The following is a 24,829-nucleotide window of genomic DNA, read 5'->3' as shown; positions in this document are numbered from 1 at the left end:
TAACATTAATTTTTACAGTTCTCACACACCCACTGCTGGAGCGCACGGCGAGATATTTTAATCCCTCCGTTTTTCAGTTCTGACGGCAGCGTCAACCAGCGAACCGGCTGCTGAAAACGCGCCAACTTATCGCGGACCCATTCAGCGAGGTTCACGTCTCCGGCCTGCGATGCATACTCCACAACCGCAACGGGACGATGGCCAAACTCTTTATCTTCTACCGGCACGACGAAGGCTTGTTGCACTAGCGGATGCGCATTAATAACGCGTTCGACTTCCTCCGGCTGAATGCCTTCGCCGCCGCTAAAGAACAGGTTGTCCAGCCGCCCGGCGATGGTTAGCCTGCCGTGGTTCAGATCGCCGCGATCGCGCGTGGCAAACCAGCCCTCGTCATTAACCAGCGGGATCAGTTTGCCATCACGCCAGTAACCTTCCGCCATACTGGCGGCGCGCAGCCAGACTTCATTATCGACGATTCTGATCTCTCTGCCGGGGAGCGGCGCGCCCACATCATCAGAACCATCGGCCTCCTTGGCGCATACTGTAGACGCGAACTCCGTGAGCCCATACCCGCACCAGCAGCGAATCCCTTGTTTGCTGGCCTGGTCGGTGAGTTCAACCGGAATCACCGCGCCGCCGAGCAAAACGGCTTTCAGCGTCACCGCCGCCCGATTCGCCAGCAGCCGCCACAGCTGCGTCGGCACCAGCGAAGCATGAGTACACCCTGCCAGCATCTGCTCCAGCGGTTGCTTATCGCGTACCGTCATGCGCGCCCCGGCGAAGAGCCAACGCCACATAATACCCTGCCCGGATACATGAAACAGCGGCAGCGATAGCAGCCAGTCATCCTGAGGGCCAAACGGCATTAGCGAAAGCACCCCCTGCGCGCTGGCAAGATGCGCCTGGCACGTATGTACAGCCGCTTTTGGCAATCCTGTGGAACCCGATGTCAGCGTCATGGAAACCAGACGCTGCGGTTGCCAGTCCACAGCATACGCCGCTGTGCTCTTTTGTATCTGCAACGCGGTTAATCCGGAAAACGCGTTTTCGCCTTCCAGTGTCAGCGCAAAACGCAGCGTTAACTTCGGCACCAGCGCCTCCAGCAACGTCTGGGGCAACTGCGGATTGACGGGCAGAACCCGCGCGCCGCACTGCATCAGCGCAAGCCATGCCAACAGAGTGCGCGGCTGATTCCCGGCGCGCAGCAGGACACCGTCGCCCTCGCGTACGCCCTGCGCGGCAAACCCGCCCGCCAGCGCATCAATACGCTCACAGAGGGCGCGCCAGCTTAGCACTTCATCGTTCAGGCGCAGAGCGGGCGCCTGGCTGCGAACCTGACGCCAGTGGCGCCACGGCCAATCCGTGAATGTCATAACAGTCGTTCCAGCTCATCACGCTTCAGACAAGGCAACGCGCTACCGGGCCAGGGGCGAACCTGTTGCGCCTGCATCAGATGCAAGGTATCCAGTCCGGGCAGCGTTCCCGGCGTCAACCAGGCGGCAATCCGCGCCAGTTGCGTCAGGCCGAGGCTGGACTCGATCGAAGAGCTGATGACCGCCGTCAGTCCCAACGCATGGGCGGCAGCGACTTGCTCACGCACTTTATCAAGCGATCCGGTCAGCGTAGGTTTGATAACCACAGCCCTGACGCCCTCTTCGGCTTCAAAGGTGAAATCCGCTTCGCGCAGACTTTCGTCCCAGGCAATCGCGATGCCGGTTTCACGGGCAAAGGCGCGGGAATCATCCCGCGTCTTACACGGTTCTTCGAGAAAGGCGATACGAGCGCGGTAATCCGGATTAACATACTTTGCGAACTGTTGGGCTTTTAGCGGCGTCCAGGCGCGATTCGCATCCAGACGCAGATGCAGATCCGGGATCGCCTCCAGCAGCAAATTAACCACCATGCCGTCGCGTACCGCTTCATAAAGACCCACTTTGACCTTAGCGATTTTCTCGCCGGGCATATCGGCAAGCCGCAGCACCAAATCGTCAGGATCGCCAGTGCATAACGGCGCAGCGCGATAGTCCGCCGCCTCCGGCAAGACGCCAGTCAGTTCCGCCAGCGCGCAGCTTGCGCCAAACGCGACCGAAGGCATCTCCGGTAATCCCTCGCTCCCCTGAAGCCAGTCGTTCACCCACGTCAGGAGCGCCGTCTGCGCCTCTTCCCACGTTTCCTGACTGAAGCCCGGCAGCGGAGAGATCTCTCCCCATCCCTCACGCTCGCCGTCACGCAGACAAACATACAGCCCGTCGCGAGTTTTTAACCGCCTGTCGCGCAGAACCACCCCCGCGTCCATGGGGATCTGCCAGCGGTATACCTGCGCGCTACGCATTATGGGTTCCGTTTGAATTTGCTGAAGTCAGGCTGACGCTTCTGGTTAAAGGCGTTACGGCCTTCCTGCCCTTCTTCCGTCATGTAGAACAGCATGGTAGCGTTGCCCGCCAGCTCCTGCAGCCCGGCCTGACCGTCACAATCGGCATTCAGCGCCGCTTTCAGGCAACGCAGCGCCATCGGACTGTTTTGCAACATTTCGCGGCACCAGCGCACGGTCTCTTTTTCCAGATCCGCCAGCGGAGCGACGGTGTTAACCAGCCCCATGTCCAGCGCCTGTTGCGCATCGTACTGGCGGCACAGGAACCAGATTTCACGCGCTTTCTTCTGACCAACGATACGCGCCATATACGAAGCGCCCCAACCGCCGTCAAAGGAGCCGACTTTCGGACCGGTCTGGCCGAAGATGGCGTTTTCCGCCGCGATGGTCAGGTCGCACATCATGTGCAGCACATGACCACCGCCGATGGAGTAACCCGCGACCATCGCGACAACCGGTTTTGGACAGGTGCGAATCTGGCGCTGGAAGTCCAGCACGTTCAGGTGATGCACGCCGGAGTCATCCTGATAACCGCCGTAATCGCCGCGCACCTTCTGGTCGCCGCCCGCGCAAAACGCTTTATCGCCTTCGCCGGTCAGAATAATCACGCCCACGTTGTCGTCGTAACGGGCATCCGCCAGCGCCTGAATCATCTCTTTGACGGTCAACGGACGAAATGCATTGCGCACCTGCGGACGATTAATAGTGATTTTTGCAATACCGTCGGTGGATTTTTCATAACGAATGTCGGTGTAACCCTCCGAGCAGTCGTGCCATTCTACCGGTGCGTAAAGCATTGTTTCATCAGGATAGATCATAGTGTGTCCTTTAGTCAGAGACGCAGAATCTGAGCCAGACTGTCTACCACGCCAGCGGGGTTTTCCCGATGCGCGTTGTGTCCGGCGTTACGAATGACATGGCATGTCGCCGCCACTTCCTGCGCCAGGGCGCGGAATTTGCTGTCGCGTTCGCCACATAAATAATAAAACGGAAATGCCAGCGCGTTGAGCGCCTCGCGTAAATCCGGCTGGACGGCAAGCGATGTCGCCTCCAGCATCGCAGCCAGCGTTTCGCCGTTATTCTGGCTACGCAGCGCCGTTAGCGCCTGTCTTTGCTGCGCCGTCAGCGAGGCGAACACCGGCTGCTGATACCAGTCGTGAAAAACCTCAGTCAATGGTTCATGACGAAAACGCTCTGCCCAGCGCCCGTCGGACAATCGTCTTTCAGCGCGCGCCTGTTCATTTTGCAGCCCCGGATGACCGCCTTCAACCACCAGGCCGCACAGGCCTGGTATTCCCTGGCAGGCTGCCATCATCGCCACCCGGCCGCCAAGGGAGTATCCCACCAACCAAAACTTTAGTATGTTGTAACTAATTAACGTAGCGCGCAGTAATCTGATGACATCGGCAAAGCCGCCGACCGGAATAGCCGCAGATCCGCCATGTCCCGGTAAGTCAATATAAAGCCGCGAACAGCCGTGAAACTGTTCGCCAACCGGCTGCCATTCACGGCAATCGCCAGAAAAACCGTGCAGGAAAACCAGTGAGGGCGCCCCAGGCTGTCCGGGCATGTGCTGCGCGTGCAACATCATAGATGGCTTACCTGAGCCAAAAGTTGCTGCAACGTCTGCGCGCCGTCCGTATCGTTTACCACCAGCTCAATCACCGTTGTCGCCGGGGTTCGCCACGCGCCAGCCAGCGCAGACTCCAGCTCTTCCCAGTTTTCCGGGCGATGATAGCGCAGGTTAAACATGGCGGCCGCATGGTCAAAATGGACGTTTTGCGGCATCAAATAAAAGCGCTCGCGTTTGCTTTGCGGCGTCGGCAGCAGGGAAAAGATCTGCCCGCCGTTATTGTTGACCACAATCAACACAAACGGCGCGGATACCTGACGTAGTAACGCCAGCGCGTTAAGATCGTACAGCGCGGATAAATCGCCGACGATAGCCAGCGTCGATTTGGCGCTGGCGCGCTGCACGCCTGCCGCCGTGGAAAGCAGGCCGTCAATGCCGCTCGCCCCGCGATTGCTGTATACCGGATAGCCAGCCGGCAACTGTGACAGCGCGTCGATCAGACGCACCACCAGACTATTGCCCACGAAAAATTGCCCCTGCTCCGGCAGATAGTCGCGGATACGGTGCGCCAGCTGCGCTTCGCCAAAGGTGTCTCGCTGCGCGACCACCCGTTGCCACGCCAGTTCCGCCAGACGCGGGATCTCTACACACCACGGTTTACGTTTTTCCGCCGGATGTAGTTCCAGCCAGTCGGCGATTTTCGCTACCAGTCTGCGTCCACGATGGTGCGCAGGGTCCAGACGACCTTCAATATTGTCGATTACCCAATACTCTTCCGGCTCGCAGGTTGCCTGCCATTGCAGTAAGCGTTTTCCGGTAAGGCTACTGCCAAGCTGGACGACAATCTGCGCCTGCTGCAGTTCGGTCACCGCTTTGGCGTTGCCGAGCCACAGGTCGGCGCACGGCAGCGGCTGCCCGGTTTGCGACAATACGTCGCCAATTAATGGCCATCCCAGAGTTTGCGCCCACTGCGCCACTTTTTTGCCTTCTTCCGCGCTCATACGCCCGGCGACAACGACGCCGCGTTTTTGTCGCCAGAAAAACCAGTCGCGCTGTTTGTCGCTTTCCAGTCGACGCGCTTCGCGCAGCCAGGGTTTTTCATCCTGCCACCAGTCGCCGAGACGCTGCTGCCAGACCAGACCGGTGTCATTCATATCGCCATACAGCGGTTCGGCAAAAGGACAGTTAATGTGCAGCGCGCCCGCATGAAGCATGGCGAGCGCATTGTCGATGGTCGACACCAGCCAGCGCGCCGGAATATCCTGCGTGGGACGCGGCAACGACAGAGTTTGGGAGGGGTGCGAGGCAAACATCCCCGCCTGACGGATCGCCTGGTTGGCGCCGCAGTCAATCAGCTCCGGCGGGCGATCGGCGGTAAGTAAAATGAGCTTCTCGCCCGTCAGCCCCGCCTCAATCAGCGCCGGATAGAGGTTCGCCACGGCGGTACCTGAAGTGACAATAACGGCAACCGGCTGTTGGCTGACTTTCGCCAGCCCTAACGCCAGATGACCAAGCCCACGCTCATCAAAGTGCGTATGGTGAATAAAAGCAGGATTCTCTGCCGCCGCCAACGTGAGCGGCGTGGAACGGGAACCAGGGGCGATACAAACATGCCTGACGCCATGACGGGTTAAGGCTTCCAGGATGACCGCCGCCCAGCGCCGGTTAAATGCACTTACTGACATGAGTTTGTCCGGTATCAATCATTGGGACTAAGTATAAAGAGCTGCAAAAATGGATTATTGATATGGGTCGGGAATATGTGACTCATTACGCATCCATCTGCAATAAGGTACGTAACCCGGCCGCTTTATTATCTATTTCCTGCCATTCCTGTTCCGGATCGGAGCCGCGGACGATTCCCGCGCCGGCATACAATCGCACCACATTGGCCGTCACTTTGGCTGAACGTAACGTCACGCAAAACTCACTTTGCCGCGTGGAGAGATAGCCTGCCGACCCGGCATACCATTCACGTTCGAACGGCTCATGTTGTTCTATAAAACAACGCGCGGGTTCACGAGGGATCCCGGCGACCGCTGCGGTAGGCTGTAACTGGTGCAGGCAGAGCGTGTCGTCCGCCTGATTAAGCGCCGTCCAGATACAGCGGCGCAAATGCTGAACCTTGCGCAGTCTGAGCACCTGCGGCGGCAGCACATCCAGCGAGTGGGTGCAGTTTTGCAGTCGCTGGCAGATGTCTTCGACAACCAGCATATTTTCTCGCTGGTTTTTATCGTCTTTCATTAACCATTCGCCAAGCTGCCAGGCTTTATGGTTATCCGGATGGTTCGCCACCGTCCCAGCCAGCGCTTCGGTACGCAGCGCCGTTTCACGCCGCCGCCAGAGCCGCTCCGGCGATGATCCCAGAAAGGCGGTATCGGCGGAAAAGGCCATAAAAAAGTGGTAGCAGTTGAGATTTAAACGACGACTGGACGCCATCATCGCGGCGGCATTGACCGGACGGGAGAATTGTAAGTCGGTGGCCCGCGCCAGCACAACTTTATCAAACGCCTCTTGCGCAATGGTGTGGGTGGCCTGCTGAATCAGCTTCACCCAACCGTCTTTGTCCGGCCAGTGTTGTTCGCTCGTGAGCGAAAGGCGTAGCGCCGGAACAGGCTTAATGCCGACCAGAGAAGCGAGAAACGCTTTCGCCTGGCGCGCATCATCGCGTAGCGAAACGTCACTGTGCAGATGTAAGCGTAAGGTCGCCGTACCACCGCTACATCGCCACTCCAGCCGCGGCAGCAATAAGTAGCCCTCTTTCGGCTCGAACGCATTCAGCCCCCAAATACGCAGGTCAGGCTGCGCGTGCTGACGTAAAAACCGTTGCGCCAGATCGAGCGATGAAAATACGGTGATGGCCCCGAGAACGGCAGCTTCTTCGTCGCCATTGCGCTGTTGCCAGTAGAATTGCGGAAAGGATGACTGGCTGGCCAGCCAGCTCAATGCATCGAAGGCATCGTTTAAAGGGAAAGGCGCATCGAAAACGCAAAGCCCTGGCGTCGCCGGTATCTCTTGCGATAGCTGACGCGTCAGATTTTCCAGCGCAGTAGTAATAGAATGCACGCGGACCCTCCCTGTTAAAAACCCCACATTATACGGGGTACTGCCCTAAAAAAGCAGTACCTCATTTAGGGAGGGTTGCAATTCTGTTCAGTGGGGGGATTTAGCGCCGCGCCAGCAGCAGTCCAAGCACCAGTCCTACCGCCGCGCCTACGCCAATACCCTGCCAGGGTTTTTCATGAACGTAGTCATCCGCTTTATAAACGGCCTGCTTTGCCCGGTAATAATAGCTATCCGACGCATGGCTTACGCGGTTTTTCACCTCTTCCAGCGCTTGTTCCGCGCGGGCTTTCAGCTCAATGTATTTTTGATCGGCGGGATCGCCTGAGGAACGTAAAACCTCTTCCAGCGTTTCGCTGAGCAAAGTCAGATCATCATCAACACGTGATTCACCAAATTGATATGACATTCTCATTCTCCGTTGTGTTAACACCTGCTCCTAACTATAGTCAACGGTTTCGGTTTATGCCTGATGAACCTCCCGCGCCATTCCCCGGTGCGGAATGCCGTCTTCGTCATAAACATCGGTGACGGGAATAAAACCAAACCGCGCATAAAAAGGTTGCAGATGCGCCTGCGCTCCCAGATATAGCGGCTTATCCGGCCAGTGCCGCCCACAAGATTCCAGCGTTTTCGCCATTAATTGCTGGCCCAGTTTCGCCCCTCGCCAGGCATCGCTGACGATCACCCGGCCAATGACAACCGGGTCTGATTCGTTATCGCTTTTCAGAATCCTCGCATACGCCACCAGCTCATCCTGATGCCAGCCCAGAATATGCCGATTGTCGCCGACTAAATCATCGCCATCCACATCCAGGTAAGGACAGCGCTGTTCTACCACAAAGACCGCGCAGCGCAATTTGAGTAACGCGTAAAGTTGAGGAACGGTAAGTTCACTATGGTGGAGATCCTGCCAGTCAATCATGATGCGCTCCTGTGTTGTGGTAATCTTGGGTTAAACGATAACCAAACGTGTATGGACAAGATGGAATTAATTTTTTTAGGTACGTCCGCAGGCGTTCCCACGGCTCACGCAATGTAACGGCAATTTTATTACATCTGCAACATCCAACGCAGCCGGGAGTATGGCTTTTTGATTGCGGCGAAGGGACACAGCATCAAATGCTTAATACCGCGTTTCATCCCGGTAAGCTTGAGCGCATTTTTATCAGCCATCTTCACGGCGATCATCTGTTTGGCCTGCCGGGTCTGCTATGCAGCCGGTCGATGGCGGGGAACCCCCATCCGCTAACCGTATACGGGCCTCAAGGCGTGCGTGAGTTTATTGCAACCACACTGCGTCTTAGCGGTTCATGGACCGATTTTCCGTTGCAAATTGAAGAAGTTAGCGCAGGCGATATTCTTGACGACGGTCTGCGTAAAGTGACCGCATTCAGGCTGGAGCATCCACTGGAGTGCTACGGATATCGCGTTGTTGAACATGACAAGCCTGGCGCGCTGAATGCCAGGGCGTTAAAAGCCGCAGGCGTTACGCCCGGCCCGCTGTTTCAGGCGTTGAAGGCAGGAAAAACCGTCACACTTGCCGATGGAAGGCAGATCAATGGCGCCGACTACCTTGCTCCCGCCGTGGCCGGGAAATCAGTGGCGATTTTCGGCGATACCGCGCCCTGCGAGGCCGCCCTCGCGCTGGCGCAAGGCGTGGATGTGATGGTCCATGAAACCACGCTGGATGCGTCAATGGAGGAGAAAGCCAACGCTCGCGGACACAGCTCCACCCGTCAAACCGCGACGCTGGCGCGGGAAGCTGCCGTCGGTCGGCTGATCATGACCCATATTAGCTCACGCTATGACGATAAAGGCTGTCAGCGCTTACTGGCGGAATGCCGCGCTATTTTCCCGGCGACGGAGCTGGCTTACGATTTTTCTGTTTTCCCGGTTTAGCGCTTCATTTTTTGTCCTCATTGCCGATAACACTAAAAAAGGCAGGCTTTCATAATGAGGTTAGGATGGACAATTTTCAGAAAGATATTGATGACAGGGCCAATTTAACCCTGTCCAACCGTTTTGAACTGCTGTTATTCCGTCTTGGTACATCGCTGCATGAACAGAAGTCAGAGCTGTTCGGCATCAATGTATTTAAGCTGCGCGAAATCGTACCAATGCCCGCCTTTACGCGCCCGGCAGGCATGAAAGCGCCGCTATTGGGCATGGTCAATATTCGGGATCAGGTCATTCCAGTGATTGATTTGCCAGCGGTAGCGGGCTGCAAGCCGGAAACCGGGCTGAATATTTTGCTGATCACCGAATATGCGCGCAGCGTACAGGCATTTGCCGTCGAGTCGGTGGAAAATATTATGCGTCTTGACTGGCAACAGGTGCATACCGCCGAGAAAGCCGTCAACGGTCGCTACATCACCAGTATTGCCTGCCTGGATGATAACAAAGAAACCAACAACCTGGCGCTGGTGCTCGACGTTGAGCAGATCCTTTATGATATTGTCCCCTCCAGCCACGACCTGCGCGCCACCAATCTGAAGACCAATAAATTTTATATTACCCCTGGCGCGGTAGCCATTGTGGCGGAAGACTCCAAAGTCGCCCGCGCGATGCTGGAAAAAGGGCTGAACGCGATGGGAATTCCGCACCAGATGCATGTGACCGGCAAGGATGCATGGGAGAGAATCCAGCAACTGGCGCAGGAAGCGGAGGCCGAAGGTAAGCCAATTAGCGAGAAAATCGCGCTGGTCCTGACAGATCTTGAGATGCCGGAGATGGATGGCTTTACATTAACGCGTAAAATTAAAACCGATGAACGGCTGAAAAAGATCCCGGTCGTTATTCACTCTTCCCTTTCCGGCAGCGCCAACGAAGATCATATACGTAAGGTGAAGGCCGACGGCTACGTGGCCAAGTTTGAGATTAACGAACTCTCTTCGGTCATTCAGGAAGTGCTGGAGCGCGCAGCAACAAACAGCCAGGGACCACTGATCAGCCGCAAAAGCGCCTGACGTAACAGGGGATGCCTACAGTACAGGCATCCCCTGACGCTTAGTGAGACAAGCCTTCCGCCAGTTTTACCAGTTTAATAAACTCCGCGCGATAGCCTTGTCTATCTTCCCCGCGCGCCTGTTCACCCCATTTAATAATTTGCGGCCAGGTCGTATCTGCCAGCGTTTCTGAGCCACGCAGTTTTTGCCCGAAAGCCGCTACCGCCGCGCGGAAACGAAAATCTTCAGAGGCGTCAGCAAAGATCGGCATTTTTCCCATAACGACCGGGAACTCGGCTAATGTACTTTCGCTGCCCTGCGGCGCTTTCCAGCGCAATTTGATCCACGCCAGCTCGCTTGATTTTGTTGGCTTTGAGGCGGCTTTGTCCTGAGCGTAGCGCAGTTTATCCACCGAGGCTTTCTGCCCGTTAAGCGTCAGTTCAAAGAATAGCGTGACGTGTTTACCCGCGCCGATATCACCGGCATCAACCTTATCGTTATTGAAATCCTCGTCGCGCAGTTGGCGTTTTTCATAACCAATCTGCCGGTACTCAGTCACCCACTGCGGATTAAATTCGATTTGCGATTTTACATCTTTGGCAACGGTGACCAGCGTTTGATGCATCTCATCCTTGAGGACTTTTTGCGCCTCGGAGAGGGAGTCGATGTAGCTGTAATTGCCGTTACCCACATCAGCAATCCTCACCATCATGGCTTCGTTGAAATTGTCATCGCCGACGCCCAGCGTAGATAAGGTAATACCTTTCTCACGCTCTTTTTTTACCAGCGCTTCGATGTCTTTGGGATCGGTAATACCGAGGTTAAAATCACCGTCGGTGGTCAACAAAATGCGGTTAACGCCGCCTTTGATAAACCCTTTTTCGGCCTGCTCGTAGGCTAGCCGTAATCCCGCTTCACCACCGGTACTCCCGTAAGCATCCAGATTATCAATTGCCGCTTTAATCGCGGTTGTGTTATTTCCCGCTGTAGACGCCAGCGCGACGTGAGTGCCGCCCGCGTAGGTCACAATCGTGATGTTATCCTGCGCACGCAGATCGTTCACCAGCAGTTTTAGCGCCGACTGGATCAGCGGCAGGCGTTCCGCTGGCTGCATAGAACCAGAAGTATCAATGAGAAAAACCAGGTTGGCAGGTGGCAGATCCCTGACCTGCATGTCCCGGGCCTGAACATCAACTTTTAATAGCGTACGCTGCGCGTTCCACGGCGAGGGAGCCAGTTCGTATTTAACCGCAAATGGCATCGGTATACAGGCCGCAATGGGTTTAGTGTTATCCTGCTTATCCGCAACGGGCTGAGGCGCGGGAAAATAGTTGAGCATCTCTTCTACCCGCACGGCTTCCGGCGGCGGCAGTTGTCCCTGATTCAGAAAGCGCCGCACGTTAGCGTAGCTGCCAGTGTCTACATCCAGACTAAACGTGGCGAGCGGCGCCTGACTTACCTGTTTAATCGGATTTTCATCGTAGTGTTCGTAACGCGCGGTCCCCATTACATTACCGCCTTGTGCAGCGAACGCTTTTGATGCCGCGGCACGTGTCCGCATTTCATATTGCGGTGCTTCGGCTGTTGCCAGAGATGCCGCTTTGGCATCTGCCAGGGCTTTGGCTTCAGTATTCGCTTTATATTCGGCTGCTTTTTTCGCAGCCTGTTGGGCGGCCTCGGCTTGTCTTTTCTGGACAGTGTCATCCCCGGCCTGAGCGCTATTTTCTTTCTGGATAGCCTGCTCCTGTTTTAACTCAGCCGGATTATTTCCCTGTGGGTCGGAGGGCTCCGGCCCACAGCCCGAGAGAACAACCCCACCCAACAACAGCATTAATGTTTTTCCATTAAGCATACAAATTCCTTTTCAATTATATTCGGGTAATTTTCTGCAGATGTCCTGCATTATATTCCGCTTTACTTTTATTATCAGCATGACGAAAGTAGAAAATAATTTTACCTGCGTTAATAGCCACCAATAATAAAAAAGATAATTATATTTTTGAGGTAAATAATATTTACGTTTAAGATGAACGGCTTAATCAGTTGCTGGCGTTCGACCCACAGATTCTGCGTGAAGAACACTATTTACAGGTGACCGATTTACCAAAAGTGAATATATAAGATGGGGGACTATCTGCACTGTGCCCTCGCCGATACTTCCTTTTACAACCCACCAAACAGCAATCTATTAAGCCGTGCCGACACTCACGTTATTGATGGAAAGATATTATATGCCGCCGTCACATGAAATAATGAAGTGAGCGCGAGCGGACGCCTTGAAAAACGCTGACAGAAATACGCTTCAGATCAAATTTTTCCCATTGAAGTCGATGAGATAGACATTTATCCGGGAAACGGGTCACGAAAACAGTTGGGAGAGTTGTTCCACTGCCTGATGCAAGAAATGGACAAACTGCTGAGTTTTTATCAGCGATGCCTGAGAAATGACAGTCACGTTATAATTTTTATAGCGGAGTAATGGGCCATATGTTTATCACTTCGACAATTATTGTGAATTACCCATATGAAACCGCTGGCGCTTACGGAACCGCCCAACATCCGGCTCTGCGTTCATCGGAAAAGTGTTGGGTTTCGGCTACGCCTCACCCAACGAGTCTATGGTCTCTATGCGTCACAGGTTTTCATAAGTTGGATGCAATCCAACATTTAGAGGCTCAGGTATTGCTCATCAGCCTCAACCGCCGATAAATCGGCGGTTATTGACATCATCAACGCGGCATTACATCAGCGGCATCGCCAGTTGCACAAGGCTAATCAGCGGCTGCGGCCAGACGCCCAGTACCAACACCAGCAACGCGGAGATCAGCACCACGATACCGCCTGCGCTGTACTGCCAGTTTGTCGGCGCGTCGCGTCCCGGTTGCTGCGGCGCGTGCAGGTAGAGACTCACCGCAACGCGCAGGTAGTAGTACAAACCAATCGCGGAACCCACCACCACGGCGGCGACCAGCCACCACAGGCTGGCCTGAACGCCGACCGCCAGCACGTAGAATTTGCCGATAAAGCCCAGCGTCATTGGGATACCTGCCAGCGACAGCATCATCACCGTCATCACCGCGGCAAGAACCGGACGGTGCCAGAACAGACCACGGTAAGAGTACAGGGAGTCGGCATCCGGGCCGCGGAACGGGCTGGACATCAGGCTGACCACGCCAAACGCGCCGAGGCTGCTGAACAGATAACCGGCCAGATAAACGCCTACCGCTTCCATCGACATCTCGCCGCTCTGCAGGGCAATCAGCGCCACCAGCAGATAGCCGAGGTGAGAGATAGAAGAGTAACCGAGCAGACGTTTGATGTTGGTCTGGCTCAGCGCCATCAGGTTACCGAAGATGATAGAGGCAAAGGCGATAATGCCCAGCACCACGCGTACCGCTTCGCTGTCGCCTACCGGCGCATACAGGAACAGACGCATCACCACGCCGAAGATAGCGATTTTGCTCGCCGTCGCCAGGAAGGTGGAAACCGGCGCAGGCGCGCCCTGGTAAACGTCTGGCGTCCACAGGTGGAACGGCACCAGAGAGAGTTTAAAGCCCAGACCGACAATCATCAGGCCAAAGCCCGCCAGCAGCAACGGCTCGTGCAGCATACCATCGCCGAGGCTCTTACCGAGCGCTTCGAAAGACAGGTTGCCGGACTGCGCGTACACCAACGCCATCCCGAACAGCAGGAAAGACGAGGCGGCGGCGGAGAGGATGGTGTATTTGATACTGGCTTCCAGCGAGCGTTTCTGGCGGAAAGCATAACCAATCAGGCCGAACAGCGGCAGTGAGATCAGTTCAATACCGAGGAACAGCGCCGCCAGATGGTTGGCGTTCGCCAGCAGAATTCCGCCCAGGCTGGCGATTAACACCAGCAGGTAGAACTCTTCCTGGTTATCGTTATAGCCTTCAAGCCACGGGTAGGCAAAGGTGCAGGTGGCGAGGCTCGCCAGCAGCACCAGCCCGGTGTAGAGCATCGCAAAGCCGTCAACGCGCATTAGCGGCGTGACGTCCATTGCCCCAGCCTGGCCGACAAACCAAAGCGAAACCAGAGCAGCGTTAAGCCCAATGACCGACAGCGTGGCATTGAGGAAATGATTGCGTCGCCACGCAATGGAGAGCATCACAACCACCACCGTCAAGCCGACAATCAGCAGCGGTAGCAGCGCAATCAGGTGTTGTGGAGTTATTGTCATGGCGATTTACGGCCTTGTAGTAGTAACAGAATTAACAAACCACTGCTGGATGTTGCTCATCGCAGAATGCGAGGTATCCAGAATCGGCTGCGGATAGAAGCCAAGCAGTACCAGAAGCACCACCAGCAACAGAATGATAAACAGCTCGCGCAGCGACATCCCTGGCAGTTCCTGGCTGGCAATCTGGCTCTTCGCTTTACCAAAGTAAGCGCGATGCAGCATCGCCAGCGAGTATACAGAGGCGAATACCAACCCAAAAGTGGAGATCACGGTAATCATCGGCACCACCTGGTAGCTGCCGAACAGAATCATAAATTCGCCGACAAAGTTACCGGTGCCCGGCATACCGAGCGTCGCCACCGCAAAGAACATGGACAGCGCAGGCAACCACTTCATCTTGCCCCACAGGCCGCCCATCATACGCATGTCACGCGTATGCAGACGTTCGTACAACTGGCCGCACAGAATGAACAGACCGGCTGCGGACAAACCGTGTGCAATCATCTGAATCACCGCGCCCTGGTACGCCAGCTGACTGCCGGTGTAGATAGCGATCAGCACGAAGCCCATGTGGGAAACGGAGGTATAGGCAATCAGGCGCTTGATGTCGTATTGGGTAAAGGCCATCCACGCGCCGTAGAAAATGCCGATAACGCCCAGCCACATGGCGATAGGCGCAAACTCCGCCGACGCGTTCGGGAACAATGGCAGGGAGAAACGCAGCAGACCGTAAGCGGCGGTTTTCAGCAAGATACCGGCCAGGTCGACGGAACCGGCGGTCGGCGCCTGGGAGTGCGCATCCGGCAGCCAGCCATGCAGCGGAACCACCGGCATTTTCACCGCGAAGGCGATGAAGAAGCCCAGCATCAGCAGATATTCCACACCGTGGGACATCGGCGTATTCAGCAGCTCTTCATAGTTGAAGGTCCACACGCCGGTCGCGTTGTAGTGCACAAAGACCAGCGCCAGGATGGCAATCAGCATCACCAGACCACTCGCCTGGGTGTAGATGAAGAACTTGGTCGCCGCCGTGATACGCGTTTTCCCGTCAGAAGCTTTGTGGCCCCACAGCGCTATCAGGAAGTACATCGGCACCAGCATCATTTCCCAGAAGAAGAAGAACAGGAACATGTCGATGGCCAGGAACACGCCGATAACGCCGCCTAAGATCCACATCAGGTTCAGGTGGAAGAAGCCCTGATATTTTTCGATTTCTCGCCAGGAGCAAAGCACCGCCAGAACGCCGAGCAGGCCGGTCAGCACCACCATTAGCAGCGACAGTCCGTCGAGCGCCAGATGGATAGAGATGCCAAAACGCGGGATCCACGGCAGAACAAATTCAGATTGCCACTGTGGAATACCGGCGGATTGCGTCAGTGAGTAGCCGCCCTGCAACCACAATTGCAGACCGAGCGCCAGCGTCAGCCCCATGGTAATCAGCGCTATCCAGCGCGGCACCTTCACGCCAAAGCGTTCGGTCTGCCAGCACAGAAAGCCGCCGATAAAGGGGATTAATATCAACCAAGGTAATAACATAGCTAAGTATGTCCCTTATATTTACTCCTGCTCAGGCTATCTCACTCGTCAGCCCAAATCCTGCCAGTGCTCACACAAAACGCAGCGCGTTTTGAACGTCCGTAAGGACGGCCCCGTAGGGGTGAGCTTCGCGAATCATCCTCACGTACTTCAGTACGCTCCGGTTGCTGTGCGCTGGCGGTATCCGGTCTGACTTCGCCGATGACGCCTGTACTTCAGGAACAGATTTTCAACGAATTCTAAAAATTATTTTTGGGTTTGTAGGCCGGATAAGCACTGCGCCATCCGGCAGTCGTTCATCCAGCCAACAAACTCAACGCAGTACCATCAACAGCGCCAGCACTACAACCGCGCCGATGCTCATGGATGCCACATACCAGCGCAAATAACCGTTCTCGCTCAGTACCAGGCCTTTGCCTGCAAAACGGGAAAGGATAGCCGGAATGTTCATCAACGCATTAAGCGGGTCGCGCTTCAGCAGCCAGGCGATACCGAGGAATGGCTTGACGAATGCTTTGTCGTACAGCCAGTCAAAGCCCCAGGCGTTATACCACCAGGTGCCCAGCAGACGGCCCGGCGCGCTGTTGGCGATCGACGTCACCAGCGTACGTTTACCCAGCCACAGCCATGCGGCAATCAGGATGCCGGCAATCGCCACTACGCCAGAGGTAATTTCCAGGGTCAACACACGACCATGCGCCAGTTCAGTTGTCTGCGGCAGCCCCCCCTGCAGAGGCGGCACAATCAGCGCGCCAACAAAGGTAGACAGAATCATCAGGACAATCAGCGGCAGATGGTGGGTAATCCCCTTCCCTGCATGAGCATGAATTTGTTCTTTACCGTGGAATACGATGAAAATCATCCGGAAGGTGTACAAGGAGGTCATGAACGCGCCGACCAGACCTGCCACCATCAGATTGATATGACCGTTCGCCATCGCGCCAGCCAGGATCTCATCCTTACTGAAGAAGCCCGCAGTGACCAGCGGCAGCGCCGACAGCGCCGCGCCGCCCACCAGGAAGCAGGCATACACCAGCGGAATAGACTTACGCAGACCGCCCATCTTAAAGATGTTCTGTTCGTGATGGCAGGCCAGAATGACGGAACCGGACGCCAGGAACAGCAGCGCTTTGAAGAACGCATGGGTCATCAGATGGAAAATCGCCGCATCCCACGCCTGCACGCCCAGCGCCAGGAACATGTAGCCAATCTGGCTCATGGTGGAATAGGCCAGCACGCGTTTGATGTCGGTCTGCACCAGCGCGGCGAAACCCGCCATGACCAGCGTAATCGCCCCGATAATACCCACCAGATGCAGAATTTCCGGCGTCATCAGGAACAGGCCATGCGTGCGTGCAATCAGGTAGACACCGGCGGTAACCATCGTCGCGGCGTGGATCAACGCGGAGACCGGCGTCGGGCCGGCCATCGCGTCGGCAAGCCAGGTCTGCAACGGTAGCTGCGCAGATTTACCGACCGCGCCGCCCAGCAGCATCAGCGTCGCCCACATCAGCATGTTGTTGCCGTCAGCAAAGTGCGCTGGCGCCAGCTCGACCATTTCGCGGAAGTTCAGCGTGCCCAGTTCGTTGTAGAGAATGAACAGCGCGAAGGCGAGGAACACGTCACCGACACGGGTCACCACGAAGGCTTTCATTGCCGCTGCGCCATTCTTCGGATCGCTGTAATAGAAGCCGATCAACAGATAAGAGCACAGGCCCACGCCTTCCCAGCCGAGGTACATCAACAGCAGGTTATCGGACAGCACCAGAACAACCATGCTGGCGATAAACAGGTTGGTATAAGCGAAGAAGCGGGAGTAGCCCTCTTCCCCACGCATGTACCAGGACGCGAACATGTGGATCAGGAAGCCGACGCCGGTGACCACAGAGAGCATAGTCAGCGACAGGCCGTCCAGCACCAGGTTAAAACCGATGTTGAAGTTACCGACCGACATCCACGTCCACAGCGGCTGGCTGAACGCCTGTTTGCCGTTGGCGAAGAAATCCATCCCGACAAACGCTGTCACCAACGCCGCCAGACCAACGGAGCCCACGCCAATAGTCGCGGAGAGATTTTCCGACCAGCGTCCGCGAGAGAACGCCAGCAGTACAAAGCCAATCAATGGCAGAATAATGGTTAAGGCAAGCATGTTCATCCACGCATCTCACTTACTGAATCGATGTTCAGGTTCTGGCGACGGCGATGGAGTTGCAGCAACAGCGCAAGTCCAATACTCGCTTCCGCAGCCGCAAGGCTGATGGCGAGAATGTACATCACCTGACCATCGGTCTGGCCCCAGTAGCTCCCGGCGACCACAAAGGCCAGCGCGGAGGCGTTAATCATGATTTCCAGCCCGATCAGCATAAACAGCAGATTGCGGCGGATAACCAGACCGGTTAAACCCAGGACGAATAAAATCGCAGCGAGGATCAGTCCGTGTGTTAAGGGGATCATGCGCGCTCCTCCGTTTTTCTTTTCGCGCGGTCATCGGCGCGGTTGCTTAGCACTTCGCCCGCACGCTCTTCACGACCGACGTGGAACGCCACCACCAGGCCTGCCAGCAGCAGCATAGACGCCAGTTCGACCGCCAGAACATAAGGCCCGAACAGCGTAATGCCCACCGCTTTCGCGCTAATCGGCGTGCCGTCGATGCCCTGGTCGTTAACGCCCAGAATGGCGTACACAATGACCGCCAGCATAATGGCCGACAAAACCGCCGGACCAATCCACACCTGCGGCTTCAGCCACTGGCGTTCCTGTTCGATTTCGCTGCCGCCGAGGTTGAGCATCATCACCACGAACACAAACAGCACCATGATGGCGCCTGCGTAGACGATAATTTCCAGCGCACCGGCAAAGTAAGCGCCCAGCGAAAAGAACACCCCGGAAATCGCCAGTAGCGATATCACCAGATACAACAGCGCGTGTACCGGATTGGTATGGGTGATCACTCGCAGGGTCGCGAGGATGGCTATCAGGCCACAGATATAAAAAGCGAATTCCATTGCCCTCTCCTTACGGTAACAGGCTCTTGACGTCGATAGGCTTGGCTTCGTTCTCTGCTTCGCCTTTATCTTTGCCGTCGATTGCCATACCCGCCATCCGGTAGAAGTTATATTCCGGGTATTTGCCCGGACCGGAAATCAGCAGATCCTCTTTTTCGTACACCAGATCCTGACGTTTGTATTCGCCCAGTTCGAAGTCCGGGGTCAACTGAATCGCCGTGGTCGGGCACGCTTCTTCGCACAGGCCGCAGAAGATGCAGCGTGAGAAGTTAATGCGGAAAAATTCCGGATACCAGCGGCCATCTTTGGTCTCCGCTTTTTGCAGAGAGATACAGCCTACCGGACAGGCTACCGCGCACAGGTTGCAGGCAACGCAGCGCTCTTCGCCGTCCGGGTCGCGCGTGAGCACGATACGGCCACGGTAACGGGGCGGTAAATAGACCGGCTCTTCCGGATACATCCGCGTTTCGCGTTTGGCGAACGCATGCAGGCCGATCATCCAGATACTGCGTACCTGAGTGCCGAAACCTACTAATAATTCTTTTAAGGTCATGGTCTTTGTGTCCCTTATTGCGCCTGCCACAGAATGACAGCCGCCGTTACCAGCAAGTTGATGAGCGTCAGCGGCAGGCAAACTTTCCAGCCGAAGGACATTACCTGGTCATAACGCGGACGCGGTAACGACGCACGAATCAAAATGAACATCATCATGAAGAACGCGGTTTTCAGCGCGAACCAGACGAATGGCGGTAAGAACGGGCCATGCCAGCCACCGAAGAACAGCGTTACCATCAGCGCGGAAACGGTGACGATACCGATGTACTCCCCCACGAAGAACAGACCGAATTTCATACCGGAATATTCGATGTGGTAACCGTCCGCCAGTTCCTGCTCGGCTTCCGGCTGGTCAAACGGGTGACGGTGACAGACCGCTACGCCCGCGATGGCGAAAGTAACAAACCCAAAGAATTGCGGAATCACGTTCCACAGATGCGCCTGGTTATTGACGATATCGGTCATATTAAATGAACCGGCCTGCGCCACCACGCCCATCAGGGAAAGACCAAGAAACACTTCATAGCTCACCGTTTGGGCAGACGCGCGCATCGCGCCCAGCAGCGAGTATTTGTTGTTGCTCGACCAACCGGCGAACAGCACCGCGTAAACCGCCAGACCGGCTATCATCAGGAAGAACAAAATCCCGATGTTTAAATCGGCCACCACCCAATTAGGGCTAACCGGCACAATAGCGAAGGAGAGCAGCAGCGAAGTAAATGCGATCATCGGCGCCAGGGTAAAGATGACGCGATCCGAGAATTTCGGGATCCAGTCTTCTTTAAAGAACATCTTGATCATATCCGCGACCAGCTGGAGCGAGCCGCCCCAGCCAACGCGGTTTGGTCCATAACGGTTCTGGAACAGACCCAGCAGACGACGTTCGCCAAAGCTCATGAAGGCCCCGCAGGTGACGACCACCAGCAGAATCACCACCGCTTTGAGAATGCTCAGCAGGATCTCAATCAGATCCGGTGTAATCCAACTCATTGTTGCGCCTCCCGCAGATCCTCAAGACGCGCGCCAGCCAGAACCGGCGCGATGCCAGGCATACCCATCGGCAGCCCTACCTGCCCTGCCGCTAACCCTTCAGAGATTTCAACCGGCAGCGTCACCGTATTGCCATCGTAGCTAAAGGAGACGCGCGTCCCGGCATTGACGCCCAACTTCGCGGCATCCGCCGGGTTAAGTTTGATATACGGCTGCGGCATACGGCTCTGGAAGACCGGAGAACGCTGAGACAATCCGTCGCTGCCAAACAGGTGGTAATACGGCGCAATACGCCACTGACCGTCCTGCGCCTGGAAGCTTGCCGGCACGGTAGTGAAATAATCCAGACCGCCCTCAGTCGCTTCAATCAAACGCACGCCCGGATCGCCGTGACGCAGTTTGCCGCCCACTTCATCCTGGAATTTGTTCCACGCCTGCGGGGAGTTCCAGCCCGGCGCCCAGGCGAACGGAATTTCAGATCGCGGGGCAGTCGGTTGGTTACTCCCTTCCATCGAGAAGGCGAACATGGTGTCTTTATCCTGCGGCTGACGTGGTTCATGCACGCTGATATTGGCGCGCATCGCCGTACGACCGCTGTAACGATGCGGTTCGCGCGCCAGCTTCTGCCCACGAATGCGGAAGGTCGCATCCGGCGCGGCGTCTTTAATGCCGGCAAATTGCGGCATGGCGGCAATGACCGCGTCGATCACATGGTCAAGCTGTGTCCAGTCCACTTCGCGGTTTTCGACGGTGCTGTGCAGCGAATGCAGCCAGCGCCAGCTTTCCAGCATAATCGTCTTGTTATCGTAGTAGGCCGGATCATAAACCTGGAAGAAGCGCTGCGCGCGGCCTTCGTTGTTGATGACCGTACCATCGCTTTCGGCGAAGCTTGCCGCGGAAAGCACCAGATGCGCGTTTTCCATAATCGCCGTGCGCTGATGGTCAACCACCATCACCAGCGGCGCTTTGGCGAGCGCGGCGTTCACGCGCGTAGCGCTTGCATGACGGTGGAGATCGTTTTCCAGCACCACCACCGCGTCCGCGCTGCCGGTTTCCAGCTCGCCCAACGCATCGTCAAGCGAACCGCCTCCCATCATACCCAGCCCCATGCTGTTCACGGAGCGGGCAATCATAGTAATACCGACGTCGGCGCCACGGCCTTTCAGCGCTTTCGCCACGTTGGCGGCCGCCTGAATCACCTCACTGCTACCGGCGTTAGTGCCGGAGATAATCAGCGGTTTTTTCGCGCCGGCCAACGCCTGCACAATGACATCAATTTTGTTTTGCAAGTCGCTGTCGATACCGTCAACCGCAGGCGCTGTATTGTCCAGCGCATGGGCAATCGCAAAGCCCAGGCGCGCCTGATCTTCCACCGGCGCGCGATAGGTCCAGGCGGCGATATCATCCAGACGGGTGTCGTCCACGTTGGTCACGAACAGCGGATGTTTGGCACGCTGGCCGATGTTAAGGATGGCCGCAATCTGCCAGTCGGCCACTTTCTGCGCCGCCGCCATTTCACGCGCTTTACCTTTCACCGCCTGACGTACCGCCAGCGCAACGCGCGCGCCGGTCTGGGTAACGTCTTCGCCCAAGACCAGTACCGCGTCATAAGATTCGATTTCCCGCAGCGCCGGGGTGTAAATGCCGCCTTCACGCAGCACTTTCAGCGCCAGTTGCAGACGTTCCTGCTCGCCGCGCGCGATACCGGTGTAGAAGTTTTCCGCACCAACCAGTTCACGCAGCGCAAAGTTGCTCTCAATGCTGGCGCGTGGCGAACCGATACCGATCACTTTCTTCGACTGGCGCAGAATATCCGCCGCGCCCTGCATCGCCTGCTCGGCGTTGAGGGTGATGAAGTCGTCGCCACGGCGCTGAACCGGCTGACGCGGACGGTCTTTCAGGTTCACATAGCCATAGCCGAAACGACCGCGGTCGCAGAGGAAGTAGTGGTTAACGGTACCGTTGTAACGGTTTTCGATACGGCGTAATTCGCCATAGCGCTCGCCCGGGCTGATGTTACAGCCGATGGAACACTGCTGGCAGATGCTCGGCGCAAACTGCATGTCCCATTTACGGTTGTAACGCTCGGAGTGCGTTTTATCGGTGAAGACGCCGGTCGGGCAAATCTCGACCAGGTTACCGGAGAATTCGCTTTCCAGCGTACCGTCTTCCGGACGCCCGAAGTAGACATTGTCATGCGCGCCATAGACGCCCAGATCGGTGCCGTCGGCATAATCTTTGTAGTAACGCACACAACGGTAGCAGGCGATGCAGCGGTTCATTTCGTGAGAGATGAACGGCCCCAGATCCTGGTTGCGGTGGGTACGTTTGGTGAAACGGTAGCGACGGAAACTGTGACCCGTCATCACGGTCATATCCTGAAGATGGCAGTTACCGCCCTCTTCACAGACCGGACAGTCGTGCGGGTGGTTAGTCATCAGCCACTCCACCACGCTTTCACGGAACTGTTTCGCTTCTTCGTCGTCAATAGAGATAAAGGTACCGTCGGTGGCTGGCGTCATACAGGACATCACCAGGCGACCCCGCGTATCTTCCGCGTTTTGGTATTGCTTCACCGCACACTGGCGGCAAGCACCGACGCTTCCCAGCGCCGGGTGCCAGCAAAAATACGGAATATCAAGGCCGAGGGACAGACATGCCTGTAGCAGGTTGTCCGCGCCGTTGACCTCGTATTCTTTGCCGTCTACATGAATCGTAGCCATTAGCATGCTTCCAAATTAAAAATCGTTAACTCACCAGCGCTCTTTGAGCAGGTTCGGCTGAATACCATTGATTAAATGGGTATTGCTGAACGGCTGCTTGATGCCAGCTTCGAATTCTTCGCGGAAATACTTAATTGCGCTTTGCAGTGGCTCAACCGCGCCCGGCGCATGCGCGCAGAAGGTTTTACCCGGTCCGAGGAAACGACACAGTTGCTCAAGTGTCTCGATATCCCCCGGCTGGCCTTCGCCACGCTCCAGCGCGCGCAGAATTTTCACGCTCCACGGCAGCCCGTCGCGGCATGGCGTACACCAGCCGCAGGATTCGCGGGCAAAGAACTCTTCCAGGTTACGCACCAGCGACACCATGCCGATTTCGTGGTCTACCGCCATCGCCAGCGCGGTGCCCAGACGGCTGCCTGCTTTACCGATGCTTTCGAACTCCATCGGCAGGTCAAGATGCGCCTCGGTCAGGAAGTCGGTTCCCGCCCCGCCAGGCTGCCAGGCTTTGAATTTCAGGCCATCGCGCATACCGCCCGCGTAGTCTTCGAGGATCTCGCGCGCGGTGGTGCCGAACGGTAATTCCCACAGGCCCGGATTCTTCACGCGGCCTGAGAAGCCCATCAGCTTGGTACCCGCATCTTTGCTTTTCGAGATGTTCTGGTACCACTCCACGCCGTTGGCGAGGATTGCCGGGACGTTGCACAACGTTTCGACGTTATTCACACAGGTCGGTTTGCCCCATACGCCGGAGGTCGCCGGGAAGGGCGGCTTGGAGCGTGGGTTCGCGCGGCGGCCTTCGAGGGAGTTAATCAGCGCCGTTTCTTCACCACAGATGTAACGCCCTGCCCCGGTGTGGACAAACAGTTCAAAGTCGAACCCGGTGCCCATGATATTTTTGCCAAGCAGCCCGGCCTCGGTGGCTTCAGCAATCGCACGGCGCAAATGTACAGCCGCTTCGATATATTCGCCGCGCAGGAAGATGTAGCCGCGATACGCTTTCAGCGCGAACGCGGAGATCAGCATGCCTTCCACCAGCAGGTGCGGCAGTTGTTCCATCAGCAGACGGTCTTTATAGGTGCCCGGCTCCATTTCATCGGCGTTACACAGCAGGTAACGGATGTTCATGGATTCATCTTTCGGCATCAGGCTCCACTTCAGACCGGTGGAAAAGCCCGCGCCGCCGCGCCCTTTCAGACCGGCGTCTTTTACCTGGCTGACGATTTCATCCGGAGACAGGCCGGTCAGCGCCTTACGCGCGCCTTCGTAGCCGTTTTTGCTACGATATTCATCCAGCCAGACCGGCTGTTTGTCATCGCGCAGACGCCAGGTCAGCGGATGGGTTTCGGGAGTACGGATAACGTTTTTCATTTATACCGCTCCAGTAGTTCAGGAATGGCTTCCGGGGTCAGATGGCTGTGAGTATCCTCATCAATCATCATGTTCGGCCCTTTATCGCAATTCCCCAGGCAGCAGGTCGGCAGCAGCGTAAAGCGACCATCAAAGGTCGTCTGCCCCGGTTTGATGTTGAGATTTTTTTCCAGCGCGGCCTGAATCCCCTGATAGCCGGTGATATGGCACACCACGCTGTCGCAGTAGCGAATCACGTGGCGACCGACCGGCTGACGGAAAATCTGGCTGTAGAATGTGGCGACGCCTTCGACGTCGCTCGCCGGAATACCCAGCACATCGGCAATAGCGTAGATCGCGCCGTCCGGCACCCAGCCACGCTGCTTCTGAACGATTTTCAGCGCTTCAATGGACGCCGCACGCGGGTCTTCGTAGTGGTGCTTCTCGTGCTCTATCGCTTCACGCTCTGCCGCACTCAGCTCAAAAGCCTCGGTTTGTGGTTGTTGATTCTCGTGCATAA

21 protein-coding genes and 1 pseudogene are annotated in these 24,829 nt (G+C 56.4%); 3 read left to right on the top strand and 19 right to left on the bottom strand.

Annotated features, from left to right (window positions below; translation table 11 throughout):
* Positions 1-5 precede the first annotated feature (5 nt).
* From menE to ACQ29O_RS06970, 8 genes are all read right to left on the bottom strand, one after another.
* Complete coding sequence (gene menE, locus ACQ29O_RS07005; protein WP_000144665.1) at positions 6-1,373, bottom strand: o-succinylbenzoate--CoA ligase; 1,368 nt, start codon at positions 1,371-1,373, stop codon at positions 6-8.
* Complete coding sequence (gene menC / locus ACQ29O_RS07000; RefSeq protein WP_001255563.1) at positions 1,370-2,332, bottom strand: o-succinylbenzoate synthase; 963 nt, start codon at positions 2,330-2,332, stop codon at positions 1,370-1,372. The genes menE and menC overlap by 4 nt, the downstream gene beginning before the upstream one ends.
* Positions 2,332-3,189 carry a 1,4-dihydroxy-2-naphthoyl-CoA synthase gene (menB, locus tag ACQ29O_RS06995; protein ID WP_000640012.1) on the bottom strand — a complete coding sequence of 286 codons (858 nt, stop codon included), beginning with the start codon at positions 3,187-3,189 and terminating at the stop codon, positions 2,332-2,334. Before menB ends, menC begins: the two co-directional genes overlap by 1 nt.
* Before the next feature lie 14 nt (positions 3,190-3,203).
* Complete coding sequence (gene menH / locus ACQ29O_RS06990; protein ID WP_000979132.1) at positions 3,204-3,962, bottom strand: 2-succinyl-6-hydroxy-2,4-cyclohexadiene-1-carboxylate synthase; 759 nt, start codon at positions 3,960-3,962, stop codon at positions 3,204-3,206.
* Positions 3,959-5,629, bottom strand: a complete 1,671-nt coding sequence (gene menD / locus ACQ29O_RS06985) for a 2-succinyl-5-enolpyruvyl-6-hydroxy-3-cyclohexene-1-carboxylic-acid synthase (RefSeq protein ID WP_000116390.1) — start codon at positions 5,627-5,629, stop codon at positions 3,959-3,961. Before menD ends, menH begins: the two co-directional genes overlap by 4 nt.
* Positions 5,630-5,714: 85 nt before the next feature.
* Positions 5,715-7,010 carry an isochorismate synthase MenF gene (menF, locus tag ACQ29O_RS06980; RefSeq protein ID WP_000555667.1) on the bottom strand — a complete coding sequence of 432 codons (1,296 nt, stop codon included), beginning with the start codon at positions 7,008-7,010 and terminating at the stop codon, positions 5,715-5,717.
* Between the two features lie 100 nt (positions 7,011-7,110).
* Positions 7,111-7,416, bottom strand: a complete 306-nt coding sequence (gene elaB / locus ACQ29O_RS06975) for a stress response protein ElaB (RefSeq protein WP_001522308.1) — start codon at positions 7,414-7,416, stop codon at positions 7,111-7,113.
* Between the two features lie 54 nt (positions 7,417-7,470).
* Entirely contained in the window at positions 7,471-7,932 is a 462-nt protein-coding gene (locus ACQ29O_RS06970) for a GNAT family N-acetyltransferase (protein WP_000568155.1), read from the bottom strand.
* A 60-nt stretch (positions 7,933-7,992) separates the two neighbouring features.
* Between ACQ29O_RS06970 and rbn the strand changes: the two are divergent.
* Positions 7,993-8,909 (top strand): annotated as a pseudogene (gene rbn / locus ACQ29O_RS06965) (ribonuclease BN).
* A 65-nt stretch (positions 8,910-8,974) separates the two neighbouring features.
* The gene (locus ACQ29O_RS06960; RefSeq protein WP_000368558.1) at positions 8,975-9,976 is read left to right on the top strand and encodes a chemotaxis protein; all 1,002 of its coding nucleotides are present in this window, start codon (positions 8,975-8,977) and stop codon (positions 9,974-9,976) included.
* A 40-nt stretch (positions 9,977-10,016) separates the two neighbouring features.
* Here the strand turns inward: ACQ29O_RS06960 and ACQ29O_RS06955 are convergent, their stop codons facing one another.
* Entirely contained in the window at positions 10,017-11,807 is a 1,791-nt protein-coding gene (locus ACQ29O_RS06955; protein WP_000931756.1) for a vWA domain-containing protein, read from the bottom strand.
* 519 nt (positions 11,808-12,326) lie between these two features.
* Between ACQ29O_RS06955 and ACQ29O_RS06950 the strand changes: the two genes are divergently transcribed.
* Entirely contained in the window at positions 12,327-12,434 is a 108-nt protein-coding gene (locus tag ACQ29O_RS06950) for a hypothetical protein (RefSeq protein ID WP_001674899.1), read from the top strand.
* Positions 12,435-12,695: 261 nt separating this feature from the next.
* Here the strand turns inward: ACQ29O_RS06950 and nuoN are convergent, their stop codons facing one another.
* The 10 genes from nuoN to nuoE all read right to left on the bottom strand — a co-directional run bounded on the left by nuoN (position 12,696) and on the right by nuoE (position 24,827).
* Positions 12,696-14,153, bottom strand: coding sequence for an NADH-quinone oxidoreductase subunit NuoN (nuoN, locus tag ACQ29O_RS06945; protein WP_000156667.1), 1,458 nt, complete (start codon positions 14,151-14,153; stop codon positions 12,696-12,698).
* 6 nt (positions 14,154-14,159) lie between these two features.
* Positions 14,160-15,689, bottom strand: coding sequence for an NADH-quinone oxidoreductase subunit M (gene nuoM / locus ACQ29O_RS06940; protein ID WP_000926428.1), 1,530 nt, complete (start codon positions 15,687-15,689; stop codon positions 14,160-14,162).
* 313 nt (positions 15,690-16,002) lie between these two features.
* A complete protein-coding gene (gene nuoL / locus ACQ29O_RS06935; RefSeq protein WP_001056572.1) occupies positions 16,003-17,844 on the bottom strand; it encodes an NADH-quinone oxidoreductase subunit L in 1,842 nt (613 codons plus the stop codon).
* Positions 17,841-18,143: an NADH-quinone oxidoreductase subunit NuoK gene (nuoK, locus tag ACQ29O_RS06930; protein WP_000612687.1), complete on the bottom strand. Its 303-nt coding sequence runs from the start codon at positions 18,141-18,143 to the stop codon at positions 17,841-17,843. The genes nuoL and nuoK overlap by 4 nt, the downstream gene beginning before the upstream one ends.
* The gene (gene nuoJ / locus ACQ29O_RS06925) at positions 18,140-18,694 is read right to left on the bottom strand and encodes an NADH-quinone oxidoreductase subunit J (protein ID WP_000393522.1); all 555 of its coding nucleotides are present in this window, start codon (positions 18,692-18,694) and stop codon (positions 18,140-18,142) included. Before nuoJ ends, nuoK begins: the two co-directional genes overlap by 4 nt.
* 10 nt (positions 18,695-18,704) lie before the next feature.
* Positions 18,705-19,247, bottom strand: a complete 543-nt coding sequence (gene nuoI / locus ACQ29O_RS06920) for an NADH-quinone oxidoreductase subunit NuoI (RefSeq protein ID WP_000172747.1) — start codon at positions 19,245-19,247, stop codon at positions 18,705-18,707.
* Between the two features lie 14 nt (positions 19,248-19,261).
* The gene (gene nuoH / locus ACQ29O_RS06915) at positions 19,262-20,239 is read right to left on the bottom strand and encodes an NADH-quinone oxidoreductase subunit NuoH (RefSeq protein ID WP_045161641.1); all 978 of its coding nucleotides are present in this window, start codon (positions 20,237-20,239) and stop codon (positions 19,262-19,264) included.
* Positions 20,236-22,962, bottom strand: a complete 2,727-nt coding sequence (gene nuoG, locus ACQ29O_RS06910; protein WP_014341028.1) for an NADH-quinone oxidoreductase subunit NuoG — start codon at positions 22,960-22,962, stop codon at positions 20,236-20,238. The genes nuoH and nuoG overlap by 4 nt, the downstream gene beginning before the upstream one ends.
* A gap of 30 nt (positions 22,963-22,992) precedes the next feature.
* Positions 22,993-24,330: an NADH-quinone oxidoreductase subunit NuoF gene (gene nuoF, locus ACQ29O_RS06905; protein ID WP_000800048.1), complete on the bottom strand. Its 1,338-nt coding sequence runs from the start codon at positions 24,328-24,330 to the stop codon at positions 22,993-22,995.
* Entirely contained in the window at positions 24,327-24,827 is a 501-nt protein-coding gene (nuoE, locus tag ACQ29O_RS06900; RefSeq protein WP_000545038.1) for an NADH-quinone oxidoreductase subunit NuoE, read from the bottom strand. The genes nuoF and nuoE overlap by 4 nt, the downstream gene beginning before the upstream one ends.
* Positions 24,828-24,829 lie beyond the last annotated feature (2 nt).

Source organism: Salmonella sp. GDC200615, from assembly GCF_050574145.1.
Classification (GTDB): domain Bacteria; phylum Pseudomonadota; class Gammaproteobacteria; order Enterobacterales; family Enterobacteriaceae; genus Salmonella; species Salmonella enterica.
Note: the sequence above shows the minus strand (reverse complement) of the source record. Positions and strands in the feature narration are given on the sequence as shown.

What these genes read in the sequence shown, in the direction of transcription:
- elaB (WP_001522308.1), bottom strand. Translation starts at nt 7,416, where the DNA reads ATGTCATATCAATTTGGTGAATCACGTGTTGATGATGATCTGACTTTG.
- nuoG (WP_014341028.1), bottom strand. Translation starts at nt 22,962, where the DNA reads ATGGCTACGATTCATGTAGACGGCAAAGAATACGAGGTCAACGGCGCG.
- nuoL (WP_001056572.1), bottom strand. Translation starts at nt 17,844, where the DNA reads ATGAACATGCTTGCCTTAACCATTATTCTGCCATTGATTGGCTTTGTA.
- ACQ29O_RS06970 (WP_000568155.1), bottom strand. Translation starts at nt 7,932, where the DNA reads ATGATTGACTGGCAGGATCTCCACCATAGTGAACTTACCGTTCCTCAA.
- ACQ29O_RS06960 (WP_000368558.1), top strand. Translation starts at nt 8,975, where the DNA reads ATGGACAATTTTCAGAAAGATATTGATGACAGGGCCAATTTAACCCTG.
- nuoJ (WP_000393522.1), bottom strand. Translation starts at nt 18,694, where the DNA reads ATGGAATTCGCTTTTTATATCTGTGGCCTGATAGCCATCCTCGCGACC.
- nuoN (WP_000156667.1), bottom strand. Translation starts at nt 14,153, where the DNA reads ATGACAATAACTCCACAACACCTGATTGCGCTGCTACCGCTGCTGATT.
- nuoH (WP_045161641.1), bottom strand. Translation starts at nt 20,239, where the DNA reads ATGAGTTGGATTACACCGGATCTGATTGAGATCCTGCTGAGCATTCTC.
- menC (WP_001255563.1), bottom strand. Translation starts at nt 2,332, where the DNA reads ATGCGTAGCGCGCAGGTATACCGCTGGCAGATCCCCATGGACGCGGGG.
- menB (WP_000640012.1), bottom strand. Translation starts at nt 3,189, where the DNA reads ATGATCTATCCTGATGAAACAATGCTTTACGCACCGGTAGAATGGCAC.
- ACQ29O_RS06955 (WP_000931756.1), bottom strand. Translation starts at nt 11,807, where the DNA reads ATGCTTAATGGAAAAACATTAATGCTGTTGTTGGGTGGGGTTGTTCTC.
- menH (WP_000979132.1), bottom strand. Translation starts at nt 3,962, where the DNA reads ATGATGTTGCACGCGCAGCACATGCCCGGACAGCCTGGGGCGCCCTCA.
- nuoE (WP_000545038.1), bottom strand. Translation starts at nt 24,827, where the DNA reads ATGCACGAGAATCAACAACCACAAACCGAGGCTTTTGAGCTGAGTGCG.
- nuoF (WP_000800048.1), bottom strand. Translation starts at nt 24,330, where the DNA reads ATGAAAAACGTTATCCGTACTCCCGAAACCCATCCGCTGACCTGGCGT.
- menE (WP_000144665.1), bottom strand. Translation starts at nt 1,373, where the DNA reads ATGACATTCACGGATTGGCCGTGGCGCCACTGGCGTCAGGTTCGCAGC.
- nuoI (WP_000172747.1), bottom strand. Translation starts at nt 19,247, where the DNA reads ATGACCTTAAAAGAATTATTAGTAGGTTTCGGCACTCAGGTACGCAGT.
- nuoM (WP_000926428.1), bottom strand. Translation starts at nt 15,689, where the DNA reads ATGTTATTACCTTGGTTGATATTAATCCCCTTTATCGGCGGCTTTCTG.
- menD (WP_000116390.1), bottom strand. Translation starts at nt 5,629, where the DNA reads ATGTCAGTAAGTGCATTTAACCGGCGCTGGGCGGCGGTCATCCTGGAA.
- nuoK (WP_000612687.1), bottom strand. Translation starts at nt 18,143, where the DNA reads ATGATCCCCTTAACACACGGACTGATCCTCGCTGCGATTTTATTCGTC.